The sequence below is a fragment of the Paraburkholderia sp. EB58 genome, assembly GCF_050436665.1.
Classification (GTDB): domain Bacteria; phylum Pseudomonadota; class Gammaproteobacteria; order Burkholderiales; family Burkholderiaceae; genus Paraburkholderia.
In genome coordinates this window covers 1-21,755 of sequence record NZ_JBNDMQ010000033.1, presented here as the reverse complement: position 1 = coordinate 21,755, position 21,755 = coordinate 1, and the positions used below count along the sequence as shown (strand labels likewise).

Annotated in this window: 19 protein-coding genes; 4 read left to right on the top strand and 15 right to left on the bottom strand. The window is 61.5% G+C overall.

Going from position 1 to position 21,755, the window contains the following annotated elements; translation table 11 throughout:
- Positions 1-6: 6 nt before the first annotated feature.
- From trpB to leuC, 8 genes are all read right to left on the bottom strand, one after another.
- Entirely contained in the window at positions 7-1,200 is a 1,194-nt protein-coding gene (gene trpB, locus P3T40_RS34220) for a tryptophan synthase subunit beta (protein ID WP_429272136.1), read from the bottom strand.
- Positions 1,201-1,256: 56 nt separating this feature from the next.
- Positions 1,257-2,006, bottom strand: coding sequence for a phosphoribosylanthranilate isomerase (locus P3T40_RS34215; RefSeq protein ID WP_429272135.1), 750 nt, complete (start codon positions 2,004-2,006; stop codon positions 1,257-1,259).
- Complete coding sequence (gene truA / locus P3T40_RS34210; protein WP_429272206.1) at positions 1,982-2,794, bottom strand: tRNA pseudouridine(38-40) synthase TruA; 813 nt, start codon at positions 2,792-2,794, stop codon at positions 1,982-1,984. The genes P3T40_RS34215 and truA overlap by 25 nt, the downstream gene beginning before the upstream one ends.
- 8 nt (positions 2,795-2,802) lie before the next feature.
- Complete coding sequence (locus P3T40_RS34205) at positions 2,803-5,622, bottom strand: FimV/HubP family polar landmark protein (RefSeq protein ID WP_429272134.1); 2,820 nt, start codon at positions 5,620-5,622, stop codon at positions 2,803-2,805.
- A gap of 183 nt (positions 5,623-5,805) precedes the next feature.
- Positions 5,806-6,927, bottom strand: a complete 1,122-nt coding sequence (asd, locus tag P3T40_RS34200; protein ID WP_429272133.1) for an aspartate-semialdehyde dehydrogenase — start codon at positions 6,925-6,927, stop codon at positions 5,806-5,808.
- 352 nt (positions 6,928-7,279) lie between these two features.
- Positions 7,280-8,347 carry a 3-isopropylmalate dehydrogenase gene (leuB, locus tag P3T40_RS34195; protein WP_429272132.1) on the bottom strand — a complete coding sequence of 356 codons (1,068 nt, stop codon included), beginning with the start codon at positions 8,345-8,347 and terminating at the stop codon, positions 7,280-7,282.
- Positions 8,348-8,428: 81 nt separating this feature from the next.
- Positions 8,429-9,079: a 3-isopropylmalate dehydratase small subunit gene (gene leuD / locus P3T40_RS34190; protein WP_429272131.1), complete on the bottom strand. Its 651-nt coding sequence runs from the start codon at positions 9,077-9,079 to the stop codon at positions 8,429-8,431.
- 77 nt (positions 9,080-9,156) lie between these two features.
- Positions 9,157-10,566, bottom strand: a complete 1,410-nt coding sequence (leuC, locus tag P3T40_RS34185; protein WP_429272130.1) for a 3-isopropylmalate dehydratase large subunit — start codon at positions 10,564-10,566, stop codon at positions 9,157-9,159.
- 541 nt (positions 10,567-11,107) lie between these two features.
- Here leuC and P3T40_RS34180 point away from each other — a divergent pair.
- Entirely contained in the window at positions 11,108-12,589 is a 1,482-nt protein-coding gene (locus P3T40_RS34180; protein WP_429272129.1) for a Fic family protein, read from the top strand.
- Between the two features lie 269 nt (positions 12,590-12,858).
- Here the strand turns inward: P3T40_RS34180 and gltA are convergent, their stop codons facing one another.
- From gltA to P3T40_RS34145, 7 genes are all read right to left on the bottom strand, one after another.
- On the bottom strand, positions 12,859-14,160 hold the full coding sequence (gene gltA / locus P3T40_RS34175; protein ID WP_429272128.1) for a citrate synthase: 1,302 nt from the start codon (positions 14,158-14,160) through the stop codon (positions 12,859-12,861).
- Between the two features lie 72 nt (positions 14,161-14,232).
- Positions 14,233-14,502: a succinate dehydrogenase assembly factor 2 gene (locus P3T40_RS34170; RefSeq protein ID WP_429272127.1), complete on the bottom strand. Its 270-nt coding sequence runs from the start codon at positions 14,500-14,502 to the stop codon at positions 14,233-14,235.
- Positions 14,503-14,586: 84 nt separating this feature from the next.
- A complete protein-coding gene (locus P3T40_RS34165) occupies positions 14,587-15,291 on the bottom strand; it encodes a succinate dehydrogenase iron-sulfur subunit (protein ID WP_074294075.1) in 705 nt (234 codons plus the stop codon).
- Between the two features lie 24 nt (positions 15,292-15,315).
- Positions 15,316-17,091 carry a succinate dehydrogenase flavoprotein subunit gene (sdhA, locus tag P3T40_RS34160; RefSeq protein WP_074294074.1) on the bottom strand — a complete coding sequence of 592 codons (1,776 nt, stop codon included), beginning with the start codon at positions 17,089-17,091 and terminating at the stop codon, positions 15,316-15,318.
- Between the two features lie 4 nt (positions 17,092-17,095).
- Positions 17,096-17,464: a succinate dehydrogenase, hydrophobic membrane anchor protein gene (gene sdhD, locus P3T40_RS34155; protein WP_429272126.1), complete on the bottom strand. Its 369-nt coding sequence runs from the start codon at positions 17,462-17,464 to the stop codon at positions 17,096-17,098.
- Positions 17,465-17,468: 4 nt separating this feature from the next.
- Positions 17,469-17,885 (bottom strand): succinate dehydrogenase, cytochrome b556 subunit, encoded by a 417-nt coding sequence (sdhC, locus tag P3T40_RS34150; RefSeq protein ID WP_074266617.1) that lies wholly within the window; start codon positions 17,883-17,885, stop codon positions 17,469-17,471.
- 180 nt (positions 17,886-18,065) lie between these two features.
- The gene (locus tag P3T40_RS34145; protein WP_429272125.1) at positions 18,066-18,869 is read right to left on the bottom strand and encodes a GntR family transcriptional regulator; all 804 of its coding nucleotides are present in this window, start codon (positions 18,867-18,869) and stop codon (positions 18,066-18,068) included.
- 513 nt (positions 18,870-19,382) lie between these two features.
- Here P3T40_RS34145 and P3T40_RS34140 point away from each other — a divergent pair.
- The 3 genes from P3T40_RS34140 to P3T40_RS34130 all read left to right on the top strand — a co-directional run.
- The gene (locus P3T40_RS34140; protein WP_074294070.1) at positions 19,383-20,366 is read left to right on the top strand and encodes a malate dehydrogenase; all 984 of its coding nucleotides are present in this window, start codon (positions 19,383-19,385) and stop codon (positions 20,364-20,366) included.
- A gap of 99 nt (positions 20,367-20,465) precedes the next feature.
- A complete protein-coding gene (locus P3T40_RS34135) occupies positions 20,466-21,482 on the top strand; it encodes an HpcH/HpaI aldolase/citrate lyase family protein (RefSeq protein ID WP_429272124.1) in 1,017 nt (338 codons plus the stop codon).
- Positions 21,483-21,507: 25 nt separating this feature from the next.
- Positions 21,508-21,755: citrate/2-methylcitrate synthase (locus P3T40_RS34130; RefSeq protein ID WP_429272123.1), on the top strand; the 248-nt coding region annotated here is incomplete at its 3' end.

Below are 21,755 nucleotides of genomic sequence, written 5' to 3'. Positions count from 1 at the left end.
CGGCGCTCAGAACGTGATACCCGATCGCTCAGCGACCGTGTGCATGTCCTTGTCGCCGCGGCCCGACAGGTTCACCAGAAGGACTTTGTCCTTCGGCAAGGTCGGCGCGAGTTTGGCCGCGTAGGCCAGCGCGTGGCTCGATTCGAGCGCCGGAATGATGCCTTCGATACGGCAGCAATCGTGGAACGCCTTAAGCGCTTCTTCGTCGGTGATGCCGACGTATTGCGCACGGCCACTTTCGTGCAACCAGGCGTGCTCGGGTCCGACGCCCGGATAGTCGAGGCCTGCCGATACCGAATGTGTCTCGATGATCTGGCCGTTTTCGTCCTGCAGCAGATAGGTGCGGTTGCCGTGCAGCACACCCGGACTGCCGCCGATCAGCGAGGCCGCGTGGCGACCCGTATCGAGGCCGTCACCGGCGGCTTCAACGCCAATCAACTGCACCGATTTATCGTCGATGTACGGGTAAAAGATCCCCATCGCGTTCGATCCGCCGCCCACGCACGCGATTACCGCATCCGGCTGACGGCCGACTAGTTCGGGCATCTGCACCTTGCACTCGTCGCCGATTACGCGCTGGAAATCGCGCACCATCATCGGATACGGATGCGGACCCGCAACCGTGCCGATGATGTAGAAGGTGTTCTCGACGTTGGTGACCCAGTCGCGCATCGCTTCGTTGAGCGCGTCTTTCAACGTTTTGGAGCCCGACTCGACCGGCACGACGGTCGCGCCGAGCAGCTTCATCCGATAGACGTTGGCGGCCTGGCGACGCACATCTTCCGAGCCCATGTAGACCACGCATTCCATGCCGAAGCGCGCGGCGATCGTGGCGGTTGCCACGCCGTGCTGGCCCGCGCCGGTTTCCGCAATCACGCGCGGCTTGCCCATGCGCTTGGCCAGCAACGCCTGGCCGATCACATTGTTGATCTTGTGGGCGCCCGTGTGGTTCAGGTCCTCGCGTTTGAGGAACACCTGCGCGCCGCCGAGCAGTTCGCTCCAGCGCTGTGCGTGATAAATGGGGGACGGACGACCCACGAAATACTTTAGCTCGCGCTCATATTCGGCAACGAACTCGGGGTCTTTCTGGAATTTCTCGTAGGCTTCACGCAGCTCGTCGAGTGCGTGAACCAGCGTTTCAGCGACGAACACGCCGCCAAATTGGCCGAAATGGCCTCGTTCATCGGGCAAGTTATACATGGTGTCACTCTTCTCAGTGTGCCGGGCGGCTTCGCTCGAAGCCCGCGCCAGCTGAATCACTCTGCGTCCGCTGCGCGCACTGCGCGTACGAACGCCGCCATCCGGGCGTGATCTTTGACGCCCTTGGCGCCCGCTACTTCGATGCCGCTCGAGACATCGACCGCGTACGGGCGCACGCGATGAATCGCATCACTGACGTTTTGCGCGTTCAACCCACCACTCAAAACGGCCCGACGCGCGAGCTCTGCTGGAATAAGTGACCAATCGAAAACCTTCCCGCCGCCGCCATAGCCTTCCACATGGGTATCGAACAGAAGACCGCTGGCTGCTGCATAGTTAAGCGCCGATTTTACCAAATCGGCTTGCTGAGTATCAGCCCCGACACGCAAAGCGCGCAACCAAGGCAAACCCGCAACGTTGGCGAGCGCCTCGCACTGCTCGGGCGTCTCGTCGCCATGGAACTGTAGCAAGGTAAGCGGAATATTGCTGGCCACCTCGCGGATCCATGCGGGGGACGCATTCACGAACAAGCCCACCACCGAAACGAACGGAGGTACATCCCGCACCAGTTCTAGCGCCTGCGCGACGCTGACCGAGCGCGGGCTGGGCGGATAGAACACGAGGCCGATCGCGTCCGCACCGAGGTCGATTGCGTGCGCCACGTCCTCGGGTTTCGACAGCCCGCACAGTTTGATGCGGGTCCGGTGAGGTGTCGCGGCTCGCGTGGCGCCCTCCAGTTGGGACGCGTCGGCGGCGGCGGGCTGGTTCGGTGTGGTTGAATTCATGATTCCGGTGACTCGGTCCATACGGTACTCCACGGCACACTACCCGACTGTGCAGCGGGCACCGTGAATTCCTCAGGATAGCCTACCTGCGCGAGATACAGGCCGTCGGGCATGAAAGTGGGCGCCGCCTGGTTACGATCGCGGCTCGCCAGCACGTCGGCCATCCACGTGGCCGGATAACGCCCGCGCCCGATCGCCACCAGACAGCCCATCAGGTTGCGCACCATGTGATGCAGGAACGCGTTGGCGCGAAAACGGAAGTGGATGAAGTCGCCCTGCTGCCGCACGTCGATCTGATGGAGGTGCTTGACCGGCGTCTTCGCCTGGCATTCCGATGAGCGGAACGCCGAAAAATCGTGCTCGCCGATCAGGTAAGCGATCGCGGCACGCATCGCCTCGACGTCTAGCGGCGTATGCACCCAGCCGGCGCGGGCGGCCAGCATAGGCGAACGCACCGGGTGGACATAGAGCGCGTAGTAGTAGGTCCGCTCGAACGCCGAGAAGCGCGCGTGGAACGTCTCCGGCATCGGCTTGGCCCACTGTACGGCGACCGTCTTCGGCAGAAACGCGTTGGCGCCGCGCACCCACGAGAAATCCGTCCGGTCCAGTTCAGTGTCGAAATGCACCACCTGGCCGAGGCCATGCACGCCAGTATCCGTACGACCCGCCACGACCGTCTGCAGCGGCGTCTGCGCAAACTCGCGCAGCGCCCGTTCGAGCGCGTCCTGAACCGTCTTGCCGTGCGGCTGCGACTGCCAGCCGCAGAAGGCTGAGCCGTCGTACTGGATCCCTAGCGCAATCCGCGTCACGGCAGGCATTACGACAGGGGCGCCAGCGTCGACAGCAACGCACGCGCCTCGGTGCGCGTGGCGGCGTCGTTCGCGTCGATAACTTCGTGGATCAGCGCCCGCGCGCCGGCCAGATCGCCCAGCTCGATGTACTCGGAGGCCAGTTCGAGCTTGTTGCGCGCAATCCTGACGAGGTCTTGCGGCGTGAACGACGGCAGCGACTGCGCTGGGCTTGGCGGCAATTCCAGATCGAAGTCGAGATTCAATGCGCCGAAGTGCGCCGCGCCCAATCCAGCGACTGCGGCCGAGCCCGCTGTACCGGCGTTAATTTCGTCGGCGGCGTGGCGAGGTGCAGCGGGTTGCGACGGGACCGCTTGCTGGGCCGTGATCTCGGGTTCGACAACCGGCTGCGTGGAGAGCGAGGCAGGCGGAGTCAGCGGAGCGGACGGTTCGGCGCGCGGCGGCAGCCCAAAATCGAGGCCGCTGAACGCGTCGACCGCGGCGCGGGGGAAGCCGGTTGGCGTGGGCGGCTCGTCGCGCGTGTCCGCGAACTGCGCGTCTGACGGGACCTCGGTGTCAGCGGTGGCCGCGGCAGATGGGTCGTGCGAAGGCGTAGGTGCTGCGTGTGTCTCCGCCTGCGGTGCCGGTTCGAGCGCGTTGGGTTCTATTGGCGCATCGGGTTGCTGATATGCCGCAGGGTTAAACGGTGGCTCTCCGTCGCCCAACGTTTCGCCGAAAGGAGCGTCCGTTCGCAGGTCGCCAAAGGACGCGGGCGCGCCGAAATCCATTTGCGGCACCGGCGGGTTTTGGCTTGCGTTTGCTTCGGCGGGCGCGGGTTCCTCAGGCGAATGGTCTGTGGCCTGATTCCATTGGCCGACGTCGGACGATGCGTGATGGCTTGCTTGTTCGGCTGCGGCGTCGAAATGGGTCGGTGCCAGTGCGTCGGCGTGCGGCTTCTCTGCTGCCGTGGGGCCGGCGGCTGAGTCTGCGTCTTCGAAGGGGTTCGGCGCGGGAGCACGCGTGTCTTCCGATGGGGTGCCGTGCTCTGCTGCAGAAAATGCGTGCTCAGCAGTCGCGCCCTCAGTCGCCGCGAGTGCCGGTGGCACCGCGGCTGCGTTGAAATCGGATGTGTCGCTGTGCGTCTGCGGCGCGCTGTCCTCAGTGAACGAGGGCCCGTGGGCTGGGGCGTCATGCCGAAGCGACGCCGGTTCCTGGTCCGGCGACGCGCCGCGGAGCGCCGCGTCGCGTGCGACGGCTTCTCGCTCCGCCGCTTCGCTTTCTGCGGTTTCTTGCGATGCCGGTGCATGAGCAGCGTGTTCTTGCGCCGCTGCTTCGTCTGCGACAGCTTCATTTGCTGCGGCCTCGCGTTCTGCTGCGGCCTCGCGTTCTGCCGCTTCACGTGCCGCCGAGTCATCCGCAACTGCTTGATGCGCTGCCGCTTCCTGAGCGGCTGCCTCACGCGCTTCGGCTTCACGCTCCGCCATCTCGTACGATGGGGCGTTGCCGACGGCCAAATCATGCGCTGCCGCCTCCCGAGCGGCCACCTCATGCTCAGCAGCTTCGCGTTCCGTTGCTGCTTGCGCCGCCGCTTCCGGCAATACTTCGGCCACCGCCGCTACGTCGTGCGCATTTTCCTCATCGGATAGGGCCCGCTCACGCGCGTCGATGTCCTCATGCGCTGCTACGCTATCTCGCGTCAGACCGGCTTCGGGCCGACCGAGCGCGTCGACCCGCGCCGCGACAGCCGCATCCGCCGGAGCCACTCGATTTTTGCGCCGACGAAGCCCGAACCCGGCCAGCAAAGCCACCAAGGCCGCCCCGATTGCCGCGGCGAAGCCCAGGTTCACCGGTGACAAGTCGAAATTGCCAGCGTTCGCTTGCGAATTCGCCATACCGCTATTGCCCGGCACGCCGGAGCCGGCGGCAGTCCCTGCCGCCGCACTCACCTGGCCGCCGGCCGTCGCGACAGCACCCGCTTGCGCGGGTTGCGCGGATTTGCCGCCGATGCCGTGCTTCTGCAGTTCCATCAACACCCGGCTTTTCAGCGCGAGCAACTGCTGCAAGCTCGAAACCTGCGTCGGGGCCTGCGCCACAGGCGCAGACGCGGACGGCAATGCATCCGATGCACCGGCCACCGGCGCACTAGCCGAAGGCTGGATGGCCCCTGTCCAGACGTGTGTGCCGCTTGCTTGCGTCGGAGGCGCGGCGGCGGGCGTCGTCGACGAAGCGCCGGCAGACGCAGACGCGGAAGCGGCCGCCGAAGCGGCACCCTCGGCACCCGTAGCAGGCGCCCTCCCCGCCAGCGGCGCGCTTGCGGCGGCGGCCGTTGCCGAACTCGCCTGAAGCGGCGCGCTCGCCGGAGTGGTCACTGCCGGAGCGGCACTCGCGCCATTCGCCTGAGCCGCCATGGACTGCGTCCCGGTGCTGGGCGCCGTAGCAGGCGACGTCGACGCAGACGCCGCCCCCGCCACCGCGGCGTCCGAAGTCGCAGCACCCGACGCAGCACCCGCACCCGAAGCCCCCACCGTCGCACCCGTCGCGTCCAGCGCGGGAATCGTCAACACCGCCCCCACCCGCAAGCGGCTCGGATCGTGCGACATAAACGCATTCGGGTTCGCATCGAACAGAGCCTTCGAGGCACGCGCCAGCGTCGCGCGGTCGTGCGACTGCGTGGCGGCAATCGCCACGTCATTAAGCGACTGCCCCGGGTGAATCGTATATTGGCTGCCGGCTTCGAGCGGTGCCGACGCAGCGGTCGGCGCGCTCGCCGCGTCCGAGGTCGCGGCCTGGGCGCCGGACGCACCGGTCAAGGTCCATGCGAGCGCCGCCGCGGCTGCGATCTGACACACACGGCTGCATGGCATAGCGTGAAGGGAAGAGAGTCGTACGGTCATCGGGACGACAGGCGCGTCAGCGCTCAGCCCTTGTTTGCGGTTGGATTGGGACAAGATTTTCGGAGCACACAATGAAAAAAGCGCCGCGCAAGCGCGACGCTTTTTGAGTTTTTACGCGTCGTAGGCGCGTAGTTTACTTTACTTGTCGAGCAGAATGCGAAGCATCCGACGCAGCGGCTCAGCGGCACCCCACAGCAACTGGTCGCCCACCGTGAAAGCCGACAGATATTCGCCGCCCATCGCGAGCTTGCGCAGGCGTCCGACCGGCACCGACAGCGTGCCCGTCACCACTGCCGGCGAAAGATCGCGAATCGACGCTTCACGCTCGTTCGGCACGACCTTGACCCAGTCGTTGCCCGACGCGAGGATGCTGTTCACTTCGTCCAGCGGCACGTCCTTCTTCAGCTTGATGGTCAGTGCCTGCGAGTGGCAGCGCATGGCGCCGATACGCACGCACAGGCCGTCCACCGGAATTGAGCCCGGCGTGCCCATGGCCGGCTTGCCGAGGATCTTGTTGGTTTCCGCGCCGCCCTTCCACTCTTCCTTCGACATGCCGTTGCCGAGGTCCTTGTCGATCCACGGAACCAGCGAGCCGGCGAGCGGCACGCCGAAGTGCTCGGTCGGCATGCGGTCGCTGTTCATCGCGGCCAGCACGCGGCGGTCGATGTCCAGAATAGCCGACGACGGATCAGCCAGGTCTTCCTTGGCCGAACCGTACAGCGTGCCCATTTGCTGCAGCAGTTCGCGCATGTTTTGCGCGCCCGCGCCCGATGCAGCCTGGTACGTCATGGCCGTCATCCAGTCGACGAGGTTTTCGCGGAACAGGCCGCCCAGCGCCATCAGCATCAGGCTGACCGTGCAGTTGCCGCCAATGAAATTCTTCTGACCCTTCACCAGCGCGTTCTTGATGACGTCGAGATTGACCGGATCGAGAATGATGACCGCGTCGTCCTTCATGCGCAGCGACGAAGCCGCGTCGATCCAGTAACCGTTCCAGCCCGCTGCGCGCAGCTTCGGGAACACGTCATTGGTGTAGTCGCCGCCCTGGCAGGAGATGATGGCGTCGCACTTCTTCAGGTCGTCGATGCTCGAGGCATCTTTGAGCTTGGTCTCGTTTTTAGCGAACGACGGCGCGTTGCCGCCCGCGTTGCTGGTGCTGAAAAACACCGGTTCGATCAGATCGAAATCGCCTTCCTGTTGCATACGTTGCATCAGGACGCTGCCGACCATGCCGCGCCAACCTACGAGACCTACGTTCATGACACTTACCCTTCGAGTGGAGGCTTCCCCGCATCTTTGCCCGCAGTGACCGCGCGGGGAAGATGGGCGGGCACGACGGACGATCAGCGAATCGTGATCGTTTTCGGGGTAATCGTTTTAATGGTAATGGCGAGCTCAACCACACGGGCCGTTTTGCCGTAGTGGATAGAAATCGAGGTGATTTGGGGAATCGTCGCCATCACAACAGTCTACACGAAAACCGGATTTGGCGGCCTAAGTGGCCGCTTTTGCACGCGAATAGGCCTGATTGCGGCCCATTCATGCGTGACTGCTTGTTTAACTAACTACGCGCCGCGAAACTTCGCGGCGCTTTGACACAACCGTAACAACCTTAAAGCGCAGCGACGACTGCATCGCCCATCGCCACCGTGCCGACCTGCTTGCAACCCGGCGTCAGGATGTCGCCGGTACGGAAGCCTTGTTCCAGCACCTTCTTCACTGCAGCTTCAATGCGGTCAGCCTGCTCGACCTTGTTCAGCGAGTAACGCAGCATCATCGCGGCGGACAGGATGGTGGCCAGCGGATTAGCCACGCCTTTACCGGCGATGTCGGGCGCCGAACCGTGCGACGGCTCGTACAGACCCTTGTTGTTCTTGTCGAGCGAAGCCGACGGCAGCATGCCGATCGAGCCCGTCAGCATGGCGGCTTCATCGGAGAGGATGTCGCCAAACATGTTGCCCGTGACGATCACGTCGAACGACTTGGGCGCCTTCACCAGTTGCATGGCCGCGTTGTCTACGTACATGTGCGACAGCTCGACATCCGCGTATTCCTTCGCGACATCGATCATGATGTCCTTCCAGAATTGCGACGTTTCGAGCACATTGGCCTTGTCGACCGAAGTCAGCTTCTTGCCGCGCTTTTGCGCCGCCTGGAACGCAACGTGCGCAATGCGGCGCACTTCCGGCTCCGAATAACGCATCGTGTCGAAGCCTTCCTTCGCGCCCGCGAACGGGCCGTCCGGCGCTTCACGCAGACCACGCGGCGCACCGAAGTAAATGTCGCCATTCAGTTCGCGCACGATCAGGATGTCGAGGCCCGAGACGATCTCTTCCTTCAGCGAAGACGCACCCGTCAGTTGCGGATAGCAGATCGCCGGACGGAAGTTCGCGAACAGTTGCAGATGCTTGCGCAGACCCAGGATGGCCTGCTCCGGACGCAGCGCGCGTTCGAGCTTGTCGTACTTCCAGTCGCCGACAGCGCCGAACAGGATCGCGTCAGCTTCCTTCGCCAGTGCGAGCGTCGAATCGGGCAGCGGATGCCCCTTCGCTTCGTAACCCGCGCCACCGACCGGCGCCTCTTCGAGCTCAAACTTTTCGCCGAGCACATTCAGAACCTTGACGGCTTCCTTGACGATTTCCGGACCGATGCCGTCGCCGGGCAACACTGCAATCTTCATGCGAATTTCCTTGATTGTTTTCTCTTGGAGCTGGGCTCAGCGTGAGCACGAAAACTCGACAACGCTGCCAACAAGGCGTGTTCAACCGACGATGCGGTGACCAAGCCACGGCTGCTTCGTCAGACGCTCTGCCTCGAACTGGCGGATCTTGTCAGCGTGACGCAGCGTGAGGCCGATATCGTCGAAACCGTTCAGCAGACAGTACTTGCGGAAGCCTGCGACTTCGAACGGATATTCCGTGCCGTCGCCGACGCGCACAACTTGCGCTTCGAGATCGATGGTCAGCTCGAAGCCGTTGAACGCATAGGTCTCGTTGAACAGATGATCGACCTGTTGCTCGGTCAGCACGATCGGCAGCAGGCCGTTCTTGAAGCAGTTGTTGTAGAAGATGTCCGCGAAGCTCGGCGCGATGATCGCGCGGAAACCATATTGCTGCAGCGCCCACGGTGCGTGCTCACGCGAGCTGCCGCAGCCGAAGTTCTCACGCGTCAGCAGGACCGACGCGCCTTGATAACGCGGCTGGTTCAGCACGAAGTCCGGATTCAGCGGGCGCTTCGAATTGTCCTGACCCGGCTCGCCGTGATCGAGGTAACGCCATTCGTCGAACGCGTTCGGGCCGAAGCCGCTGCGCTTGATCGACTTCAGGAACTGCTTCGGGATGATCGCGTCCGTGTCGACGTTCGCGCGATCGAGCGGCGCCACGACGCCAGTATGTACGATGAATTTATCCATGGCCCATCACCAAGCAGAGTAAAGACCGGCGGCTGCGACGCAATGCGCGCCGCCGGTGGATTCGAAAGTAGCGCGGCTTAGCCGAGCTTGCGAATATCGACGAAGTGACCTTCGATGGCCGCAGCCGCTGCCATCGCCGGGCTCACAAGATGAGTACGTCCACCTGCGCCCTGACGGCCTTCGAAATTGCGGTTCGAGGTCGATGCGCAACGCTCGCCTGGATCCAGCCGGTCAGCGTTCATGGCAAGGCACATCGAGCAGCCCGGTTCACGCCACTCAAAGCCCGCGTCGGTGAACACCTTGTCCAGGCCTTCGCGCTCGGCTTGCGCCTTCACCAGCCCCGAGCCCGGTACTACCATCGCGAGACGGATGTTCGGCGCCACGCGGCGACCCAGCTTACGCACGACGTACGCCGCCGCGCGCAGATCTTCGATACGCGCGTTGGTGCACGAGCCGATGAAAATCTTGTCCGGCTTGATCGATTCGATGGGCGCATTCGGTTCGAGCGCCATGTACTTGAGCGCACGTTCCATCGCGTCGCGCTTGACCGGATCTTTCTCGCGTTCCGGATCCGGCACGCGGCCGTCGATTGCGGTCACCATTTCCGGCGAGGTGCCCCATGTGACTTGCGGCACGATCTCCGCAGCATTCAGTTCGACGACGCGGTCGAACTTCGCGCCGTCATCCGACTTGAACTGCTTCCAGTATTCGACCGCGTGATCCCACTCGACGCCTTCCGGCGAGAACGGACGGCCTTTCAGGTATTCGATGGTGGTGTCGTCCACGGCGACCATGCCGGCGCGTGCGCCCGCTTCGATCGCCATGTTGCAGACGGTCATGCGACCTTCCATGGTCAGCGCGCGGATCGTCGAACCGCCGAATTCGATGGCATAACCCGTGCCACCGGCCGTGCCGATCTTGCCGATGATGGCGAGCACGATATCTTTCGCGGTGCAGCCGCGCGGCAGTTGGCCTTCGACCTTCACCAGCATGTTCTTGCTCTTCTTCTGCAAGAGCGTTTGCGTGGCCAGCACGTGCTCGACTTCCGAAGTGCCGATGCCATGCGCGAGCGCGCCGAACGCGCCGTGCGTGGAAGTGTGCGAGTCGCCGCAGACGATCGTCATACCCGGCAGCGTGGCGCCCTGCTCCGGCCCGATGATGTGCACGATGCCTTGACGCATGTCGTTCATCTTGAACTGCGTGATGCCGTAGGAATCGCAGTTCGAATCGAGCGTGTCGACTTGCAGCTTCGACACCGGATCCGCGATGCCATGGCTACGGTCCGTTGTGGGCACGTTGTGGTCGGAGACCGCCAGATTCGCGCTGATGCGCCACACCGGACGCTCCGCCAGCTTCAGGCCCTCGAAGGCCTGCGGGCTCGTCACTTCGTGCAGCAGGTGACGGTCGATATAGAGAATCGTCGTACCGTCTTCTTCCGTGTGGATCACATGCGTGTTCCACAATTTGTCGTAGAGAGTCTGTGCCATGGTATGCGGGGGTTGTGGTGACTGCGGACAAGCTGTGTGTGCGATTGATTATGCCACGCTGATCCCGATTTTTGCGTGCCGTTTAGCCGAAAAACCCAGAAAAAACAGGGAGTTGGGTGGTAGTAGCGATACCTGTATCTGGGTGCCTGTTAACGAGGAAGGCGGCAAAACTACGGTTGATTCCAAGCTCGTCATTCGAAATTTTGGTTCACTGACCCCAAAGAGACAGTGCGGCAGCGCGGCCAACCAAGTCGGTGTATCTGCGTCACCACGCGCTCGCGAAAAAAATCTGCGACAAAGACGGAGTTCGAACAAAAAACCTGCTGGAATACAAAAGAACCATTCAATCGGGGCCGACCGGGAGATTTTTTGCGCGGGGAGATAACGGCAATCACGCGAAGAAATAAAAAAATCTTAGGTCAATTGGAGTTTTGTAAAAAAATCTTCGCCGATATAAGAAAATATTTGTAGACTGCTCGCTTGAGACAACTTTCCTGGGCCACCTATGTCAGCCGTCGGTTACGAGTACTTGCGCCAGAACTTGAAGCTGAGCGCACTGGAGCCCAAGCGCCCAGCCCTCGTGAAGCCGGTCACACGCATAACCAATATCAACGATTGCCTCTCTGTTCCCAAGAACCTGGCGCCGGCAGACGGGGCGTACCTTGATCACGTGCTTTTTGCCTTAAAGCACGAGGGCACCAATCTGGCTGTTCTAGCCCAAACATTGCCGCACATTCCAGCCGAGGATTTCCTAACCGAACTACGCCGCGCGCCGAACGGTGGCTATATCCGAAAGGCTGCATTCCTTTGGGAAACCTTCACCGGCCGGAAGCTTGAAGGGGCACCCGTCGCTGGTGGCGCAGCAGTCCCGCTGTTTGACCCGGACCGGTACTACACCGGCCCTTCGGTACGCAATCCACGCTGGAGAGTCGACTTCAACGGCCTCGGCTCAATGCGCTATTGCGCGACAGTAGAGCGCACGCCAACGATTACTGAGCTTCTCGATTCGGATGTCCTCACGCGGGCGCGCAAGTTCATGGCGTCACTACCCGCCGAGATGCAAGACCGGGCCCTCAGTTGGGCCTATCTCCATGAGACTCAGGACTCATTTGCCATCGAAAAGGAAGCTCCTTCCGAAGACAAGGCGCAGCGCTTCGTCAAGCTTCTGCGGCAAGCACATGAACGTCATCCACTCAGCGAAGAATATCTTGTCGAACTACAGAACATTTGCGTGACAAACCCTCTGGATCAGGCTGCGTCATATCGCGTCGAACAAAACCATCTACAAAGCGGCCTACGCGGAGCCGCTGGCGTGACGTATGTGCCGCCGCCGCCGGACATGCTGATTGATCTGATGACCGAATGGCTGGCGTTCGCCAACGTCGCGCCCACCACAGTAAATCCGATTATCGCAGCGAGCATCATCTCTTTCGGCTTCGTGTTTCTGCACCCGTTCATGGACGGCAATGGCCGCCTCTCACGCTTCCTGATTCATCACGCACTTTGCTCATCGGGCAAGCTCGAGAATGGCTTGCTTCTGCCGGTATCGATCGCGATGAAACGGCAAGAACAAGCTTACCTGAAGGCCCTGCAAGACTTCTCCAGACCAGTCCGGGAACGTTGGCAAGTCCGCTGGGTAGACGAAATGAAATTCGACTTCGAATTTCAGGGTGACGAATCGATTTATCAGTTCTGGGATGCGACGCCCGCGGTCGAGTTCATCGCTCGAATGGCGGACCTCGCACTGGAAGTTGAGCTTCGCGCAGAGACGCTCTACCTGCAACGCTATGACAAGGTACTGCGCGCGGTCAACGAGCGCTATGACGTGCGCGGCAGCACGCTTTCGACGCTGGTCATGATGTGTCTCGACAACGCAGGAAGCGTGTCCAGAAATCGCCGAAAGCAGTTCGCCCACCTCGTGCCAGAAACGATTTTCGACGTGATCGAAGCTGAAGCGAAAGCGGTTTTGAGCGAAGACAACGAGTCGAAAGATGAGCCGGGTGAAACGCCGGACCACGCCTAGTCCTCATCAGCCTGCGGGCTCTGCCGCTTTGGATACGCGCTTCGTTCTTCGCACACCACGGCGCAGACGCGACGTACATCACGTTGCTGCAGGCGAAGCCGCGCATCAGGGTGCGATCCAGCTAACGCCTTTGCGCCCCTCATGAAAAAACGCCCCAACGTTCAGCCCGTTGGGGCGCTTCCTTTTAACCTCGGCGGCAGCTTCGCGCACAACTCACAGCGACCTAACCCGCCACGACGCCCTGCGCGAATGCAGCAGCAAGCAACCGCTTACCGTGCCGAAATCGGCTTCGCCTCACGCGGCGTATCGCCGATGAAGAGCTGACGCGGACGGCCAATCTTCTGTTCCGGATCCGCAATCATTTCGTTCCACTGTGCAATCCAGCCCACCGTACGTGCCATCGCGAAGATACACGTGAACATCGAAGTCGGGATGCCCAGCGCGCGCTGCACGATACCCGAGTAGAAGTCGACGTTCGGGTAAAGCTTGCGCGACACGAAGTATTCGTCTTCCAGCGCAATCTTTTCCAGTGCCATGGCCAGCTTGAACAGCGGGTCGTCGTGCAGGCCGAGTTCTTCCAGCACTTCGTGGCAGGTTTCGCGCATCAGCTTCGCACGCGGATCGTAGTTCTTGTACACGCGGTGGCCAAAACCCATCAGCTTCACGCCCGAGTTCTTGTCCTTCACCTGCTTGATGAACTCAGGAATGTTGTCGACCGAGCCGATCTCTTCCAGCATGTTCAGTGCGGCTTCGTTCGCGCCGCCGTGTGCAGGGCCCCACAGGCAGGCGATACCGGCTGCGATACACGCAAACGGATTCGCGCCCGACGAGCCGGCCAGACGCACCGTCGACGTCGACGCGTTCTGTTCGTGGTCCGCGTGCAGGATCAGGATACGGTCGAGCGCGCGCACCAGCACGTCGTTGACCTTGTACTCTTCGCACGGATTCGAAAACATCATGTGCATGAAGTTCGCGCTGTACGACAGCTCGTTCTTCGGATACGCAAACGGCTGGCCGATGCTGTACTTGTACGCCATGGCCACCAGCGTCGGCAGCTTCGCGATCATGCGAATAGCCGACACATCACGGTGACGCGGGTTATTGATGTCGAGCGAGTCGTGATAGAACGCCGACAGCGCACCGACTGCAGCGACCAGAATCGCCATCGGGTGCGCGTCGCGACGGAAGCCGCGGAAGAAGAAGTGCATCTGCTCGTGCACCATCGTGTGCTTCGTGACGGTCTCAACGAATTCCTTCTTCTGCGCTTCGTTCGGCAGTTCGCCCTTCAGCAGCAGATAGCAGGTTTCGAGGAAGTCCGCGTTCTGCGCGAGATCGTCGATCGGGTAGCCGCGGTACAGCAGCTCGCCCTTGTCGCCGTCGATGTAGGTGATGGCCGAGTTACACGCCGCCGTCGACATAAAGCCTGGGTCGTACGTGAACTTGCCGGTCTGGCCGTACAGTTTGCGGATGTCGATCACGTCCGGGCCCATCGTGCCCTTGTAGATCGGCATTTCAACGCTCGGCGAATTGTCGCTGAACGATAGCGTGGCTTTAACATCTGACGGGGTCATGGCACATCCTCAATCGAAGTATGGAAACAGGGTTTCGATAATTGCACGCGTGGAACAACGGACTGGCTTCTCTCAAGCAGTACGCAGCAGCTCCAGCACCCGGATCACATCCGGATCTGCAAGGTCGCCTTCCGGTTCCTTGCGCGCGAGTAGCAAGTCCATCAGGTCGTTATCGCTCAGCTCTAGCAGGCGCGTAAGGGCACCTACATCGGCGTCGCTGAGGTCATGCTCGTATTTGCCGAAAAAACGCTCGAAAATCAGATCGTTTTCCAGCAGGCCGCGACGGGCGCGCCAGCGAAGGCGCGCCCGCCGAAGCGGGTCGGCTTGATGCGGTTCTTTCATGTCAGTACGCGCCGGGCCGCCCCAAGCGTACTGACCGCCCCCTCGGGGGGCAGCGAACGCAGGGAGCGTGGGGGCTGTTTCATCCTAGACCGCACGGCGAACCATCAATTCCTTGATCTTGCCGATCGCCTTCGTCGGGTTGAGGCCCTTCGGGCACACATCGACGCAGTTCATGATCGTATGGCAACGGAACAGACGGTACGGGTCTTCCAGGTTGTCGAGACGTTCGCCGGTCGCTTCGTCGCGGCTATCTGCGATGAAGCGATAGGCTTGCAGCAGGCCTGCCGGACCAACGAACTTGTCCGGGTTCCACCAGAAGCTCGGGCACGACGTCGAGCAGCTCGCGCACAAAATGCACTCGTACAGGCCGTCCAGCTCTTCGCGTTCTTCCGGCGACTGCAGGCGTTCCTTTTCCGGCGGCGGCGTATCGTTGATCAGGTACGGCTTGATCGAGTGATACTGGTTGAAAAACTGCGTGAAGTCGCAGATCAGGTCGCGCACGACGGGCAGCCCCGGCAGCGGACGCAACACGATCTTCTGCGGCAGATCGTTCATGTTGGTCAGGCACGCCAGACCATTCTTGCCGTTGATGTTCATTGCGTCCGAACCGCACACGCCTTCACGGCACGAGCGACGGAACGACAGCGTTTCATCGACCGCTTTCAGCTTGAGCAGCGCGTCGAGCAGCATGCGTTCGTGCGAGTCGATTTCGATTTCGTACGATTGCATGCGCGGTGCTGCGTCCTTGTCCGGATCGTAGCGGTAGATTTCAAATGTACGCTTGGCCATTTCTGAATTCCTTTGACTTGTGCCTTAGAAGGTACGCGCTTTCGGCGGCACCGATTCGACGGTCAGCGGTTGCATGTGAACCGGCTTGTAGTCGAGGCGATCGCCTTCGCTGAACCACAGCGTATGGCGCAGCCAGTTTTCGTCGTCGCGATGTTCGAAGTCGTCTTGTGCGTGCGCACCACGGCTCTCCTTACGCGCTTCTGCCGACACCATGGTGGCGCGTGCCACTTCGATCAGGTTCGCCAGTTCCAGCGCTTCGACACGTGCCGTGTTGAAGACCTTCGACTTGTCCTTAAGGTGGATGTTGTCGACGCGCTCAGCCACTTCGCGGATGCGCTCCACACCTTCAGCCAGCAGCTTCGAGGTACGGAACACGCCGGCGTGAGCCTGCATCGTGGCGCGAATGTCGTTCGCAACGTTCTGCGTGTATTCGCCCGACGAGGACTTGTCCAGCTTGTCCAGACGCGACAGCGCGAAGTCAGCCGCATCGGCCGGCAGCGGCTTGTGATCCTTGATTTCCTTCACGTGCTTGACGATGTGGTTGCCGGCCGCGCGGCCGAACACCACCAGGTCGAGCAGCGAGTTCGTGCCCAGGCGGTTCGCGCCGTGGACCGACACGCACGAGCATTCGCCGACTGCGTAGAAGCCGTTGACCGGATCTTCGTGACCCTTCGACGTGCCCACCACCTGGCCGTGAATGTTCGTAGGAATACCGCCCATCTGATAGTGGATGGTCGGCACAACCGGAATCGGCTCTTTAATGCAATCGACGTTCGCGAACTTCAGCGCGATTTCGCGGATCGACGGCAGACGCTTCATGATCGTCTCGGCGCCGATGTGCGACAGGTCGAGCAGCACGTGGTCCTTGTTCGGACCCACGCCGCGGCCTTCCTTGATTTCCTGGTCCATCGAACGCGAAACGAAGTCGCGCGGCGCCAGATCCTTCAGCGTCGGTGCGTAACGTTCCATGAAACGCTCGCCGTTCGAGTTACGCAGAATGCCGCCTTCGCCGCGAACACCTTCGGTAATCAGCACGCCCGCGCCGGCCACGCCGGTGGGGTGGAATTGCCAGAATTCCATGTCCTGCAGTGCGATACCCGAACGTGCAGCCATGCCCAGGCCGTCACCGGTGTTGATGAACGCGTTCGTCGATGCCGCGAAGATCCGGCCTGCACCGCCCGTGGCGAACAGCGTGGTCTTGCCTTCGAGGATATAGACGTCGCCCGTTTCCATTTCCAGCGCGGTCACGCCGAGCACGTCGCCTTCGGCGTCGCGGATCAGGTCCAGCGCCATCCATTCGACGAAGAACTGCGTCTTCGCTGCGACGTTTTGCTGGTACAGCGTATGCAGCAGTGCGTGGCCGGTACGGTCAGCCGCCGCGCAAGCGCGTTGCACCGGCTTTTCGCCGTAGTTGGCCGTGTGGCCGCCGAACGGACGCTGATAAATCGTACCGTCCGCATTGCGGTCAAACGGCATGCCCATGTGTTCCAGTTCGTAGACAGCGTTCGGTGCTTCGCGGCACATGAACTCGATCGCGTCCTGGTCGCCGAGCCAGTCGGAACCCTTGATCGTGTCGTAGAAGTGATAGTGCCAATTGTCTTCGCTCATGTTGCCAAGCGAGGCGCCGATGCCGCCTTGAGCAGCCACCGTGTGCGAACGCGTCGGGAACACCTTGGACAGCACGCAAACCGACAGACCGGCACGCGCGAGTTGCAGCGAAGCGCGCATCCCCGAGCCGCCTGCGCCGACGATAACCACGTCAAACTTGCGACGCGGCAGAGAATTCTTGATTGCAGCCATTCTTTTATACTCTCCAGAGAATCTGCGCAGCGTAGCCGGCACACGCCAGCAGCCAGACGATCGTCAGGGCCTGAAGGAGGAGACGCACACCGACGGGCTTGATGTAGTCCATCCAGATGTCACGAATACCCACCCACGCGTGGTAGAACAGGGACAGCAGCGTCACGAACGTGGCGAGCTTCATCCATTGCGTCGCGAAGATCGACGCCCAGCCGTCATACGAGAAATCTTGTGCGCCGAAGAACCACGCGAGCAGGATGATCGTGTAGATCGCCATGATGGCGGCGGTAATGCGTTGTGCGAGCCAGTCGCGCAGACCGTAGTGCGCGCCGACGACGAGACGCTTCGGGCCGATTCGGTTATTAGCTGACATTTTTTTAGAATGCTCCGAAGAGTTTGAGCGCGAATGCAATCGTCAGAAGCGACGAAACGACCAGCACGATGATGGAAGTTTGCTTGCCCTTCTCTTTAGTCGTGAGGCTGTGGCTTGTGTCCATGAACAGGTGACGCACGCCGGCACAGAAGTGGAACAGGAAGGCCCACGCGAGAACCAGCGTGATGAGCTTGACAATGATGTTGGAGAGGAAGCCCTTGAACACGTCAAAGCTGAGCTCTGAGGTAAGGCTTTGATCGAAGAGGTACAGCAGGAACGGAAGAAAAACAAACAGCAGCCCACCGCTGACGCGATGGAGAATCGACACACGCCCCGCTAGTGGGAGGCGATACGCCGTCAATATCTGCCCGATACCGATGTTCCGGAACTCCGGTCTCGGTTTTTTTACGGCTTCAGCCATGCTAGACCCCTACTATGTAGTAACACTAATCCGCAATTTTAGCGCCTTTTTATATCGCGCTGCAGCGAAAAGCCCCACAGGACCTTTGCTACACGCGCGACAATGGCGTCGTCAAGAGGGTCCGCGCGCAGTGCGTGGCACCCGTTCCTCAGCCCGAACCGACTTCACTTCCAGTCCCGTTCAACTGAGATCGTTCTGATAGTAGTACCCAGTTGTGACATACCATCCACGCCGCACTTCGACGGGACGGTCTCCATAGGTATAGGACACTCGCTCCACCGATAGCAACGGAAATCCGGGCGGCACATGCAGAAGGTCGGCGACCGTGGGATCGGCCGCCACTGCCCGAATCTTCTCGGAGGCGCGGATCATACGGGTTCCGAACTCCGTCTCGAACATCGCGTAGAGCGGCCCTTTGTACTCCGAAAGCCGCTCGAGCGTCAGCCCGCGGAACACCATGCCGGGCAACCAGATTTCGTCCAATACCGTGATTTCACCATCAAACTGCAAAAGCCGCTTGATCAGTACCACGGGGTCGGCCGGCTTCAGGTCGAGCTGACGTGCGATATCCGCCGACGCGCGCAGCCGCCGGCATTCGAGCAGGCGGCTAACGTGGGGATGTTCGGCGCCGTCATCGGCGAGTAATCTGAGGAAGCGAAACTGCGCGCGATCCTCATTGTGCGTCGCAACAAACGTACCCTTGCCCTGACGGCGTACCAGCAGGTTATCGGCAGCCAGTTCGTCGATCGCCTTGCGCACCGTTCCCTGGCTCACCTTGAAGCGGGCAGCCAGTTCGACCTCACTGGGAATGATTTCACCCGGCTTCCACTCACCCGACTCAAGACTCTGTGTAAGCAACCCCTTGATCTGCTGATATAACGGGCTGAAAGTGGGGGATGTAGCAGGCGCAACCACGGCAGGCGCACCCTCTCCTGCCCCGCCAGGGCCATTAGGATTCGCAGTGCTTGCCGGGTTCGAATTCATGCGCGCATTTCATCATAAAGGCCCGGCTGCCGTCTATTACTTTCCCGGCAATAGATATGTCTTATATAAGACATAAGATACTGTTGACTTTGTGTGGGCCGACTCCTACACTCCAGGGCGAGCAAGGGTTCGAGGGTAAATTTGACGGCTGTCTTCTGAGTATCTGAGGGTACTCCTAGGCAGGCCGCCATGCACCGAAGGCCACTCTGCATCATGCTGTTGTCTCTCGCGGTCCAGCTTTCGATTCGCCGGTCTTTGTCCCGTCAGACGCTTCGGAAACACACCCTTGCAGGAGGCCGGCACCATGCAGCGGCCACCGGTGTCTCGCGCACCTCGTTCCGCTGCACAGGTTTCCGGCATGGCGGTCTTGCCGCAACGCGCTTTCCGGCCTCGGCTTTCAGCTTGGGGCCCCGCGTAACAGTGATTTCCGCCGTGTTTCACAACGCTTCGCCTAACGCACATATAGAATGGCGTTTTCCCTAGCGTCTAACGCATCGTCCTGGAGAATTCTCAATGGCTAAGCCCGCAAAGCGCGTTGCCGTCACCGGCGCCGCAGGTCAAATCGCTTACTCCCTGCTATTCCGCATCGCCAATGGCGACCTGCTCGGCAAGGATCAGCCGGTGGTCCTGCAACTGCTCGACCTGCCGCAAGCGCAAGGCGCCGTCAAAGGTGTCGTGATGGAACTGGATGATTGCGCATTCCCGCTGTTGCAGGGCGTCGTGATCACTGACGATCCCAAGGTCGCATTCAAGGATGCTGACGTTGCCCTGCTGGTCGGCGCACGTCCGCGTTCGAAAGGCATGGAACGTAAGGATCTGCTCTCGGCTAACGCCGAGATCTTCACGGTGCAAGGCAAGGCGCTGAACGAAGTCGCCAGCCGTGACGTGAAGGTGTTGGTGGTCGGCAATCCGGCTAACACCAATGCTTACATTGCGATGAAGTCGGCACCGGATCTGCCGAAGAAGAACTTCACCGCCATGCTGCGTCTGGACCACAACCGTGCACTGTCGCAACTGGCTGCCAAGTCGGGCAAGCCGGTCGCTTCGATCGAGAAGCTGGCAGTGTGGGGCAACCACTCGCCGACGATGTACCCCGATTTCCGCGTTGCAACGGCAGAAGGTCAAGACCTGACCAAGCTGATCAACGACGACGAATGGAACCGCAACACGTTCATCCCGACCGTCGGCAAGCGCGGCGCAGCAATCATCGAAGCGCGCGGCCTGTCGTCGGCAGCGTCGGCAGCGAACGCTGCAATCGATCACGTGCGTGACTGGGTACTCGGGACGAACGGCAAGTGGGTCACGATGGGTATCCCGTCGGACGGTTCGTATGGCATTCCGGAAGACATCATCTACGGTGTGCCGGTGACCTGCGAAAACGGCGAATACAAGCGTGTCGAAGGCCTGGCAATCGACGCGTTCTCGCGCGAAAAGATGGACGCTACGCTGAACGAGCTCCTCGAAGAGCGCGAAGGCGTTCAGCACCTGCTCGGCTAAGCGCCTGATGCAGACCAGCCGGGACTCCGTTGCTTGCCGACGGGTTCCGGTTTTTTACATCTGATTCCCCCACGAGAAACCACGCCCCTGACGCCGAAGATGCGCGCCCTCACACCCGCCGAAGTGCTGTTTGACGGCGAAGCGCCGCCCACTGTCCTGCCTGCCTGCGATCACTACGCCGGCAGCGAGAAGCTGATGCTGAAATCGCTCGCTTTGCAGCAGGAGCTGGGGCCGGTATTCGACATCACGCTCGATTGCGAAGACGGGGCCCAGGTGGGCCGCGAGGCGGAGCATGCGGAGCTGGTGGCGTCGCTGCTAGGCAGCGAGCATGACCGCTTTGCCCGCGTCGGCGTGCGAGTCCACGATTTCAACCATGCGCACTGGCGCGACGACGTGCGCCTGATCCTGCGCGCCGCCAAACGCGCCCCTGCCTACATCGCCCTGCCAAAGATCCGCAGCGTCCCCGATGCCGCCGAAATGTGCGCATTCATCGAAGCAACGCGGCGTGAACTCGGTATTGCTCAACCCGTGCCGGTACAGTTGCTGGTCGAAACCCACGGCGCGCTGGCGCGGGCCTTCGATCTGGCCGCTCTGCCGGGTGTGGAGGCGCTCAGCTTCGGTCTGATGGACTTCGTCTCCGCCCACGACGGCGCCATTCCCGACAGCGCGATGCGCTCGCCGGGCCAGTTCGATCACCCACTGGTGCGGCGCGCCAAGCTCGAGATCGCCGCGGCTTGCCACGCACACGGCAAAGTGCCGTCGCACAATGTCAGCACCGAAGTCCGCGATATGAGCGTGGTGGGTAATGACGCCACGCGTGCCCGCAACGAGTTCGGCTACACGCGCATGTGGAGCATTCATCCGGCGCAGGTCCCGGCCATCGTCGCCGCTTTCGCGCCGCGCGAAGACGAGATCGTCACAGCGACCGAGATCCTGTTGGCCGCGCAGTCCGCCGAATGGGGCCCAACGCGCCATCACGACACGCTGCATGACCGCGCGAGCTACCGCTACTACTGGTCGGTGCTGCGCCGCGCGCGCTCGACCGGGCATACGGTGCCGGCCGAAGCCGCGCCGCTCTTTGCTACAACCGGTTCCACCAAAGAGTCCGCATCATGAGCGGGCGTACAGGAGACTGCTGGAGATGAGCGAAAAGACGCAAGCCGCAGGCACACCAGCCGAGAGCGGAACCCCGAGCGGCTTCAAACCGAAGAAATCCGTGGCGCTGTCAGGCGTCACGGCGGGTAATACCGCGCTGTGCACGGTCGGCAAGACCGGCAATGACCTGCACTACCGTGGCTATGACATTCTCGACATCGCCAGCACCTGCGAATTCGAGGAAATCGCCTACCTGCTGGTGCACGAAAAGCTGCCCACGCAGGCTGAACTGAC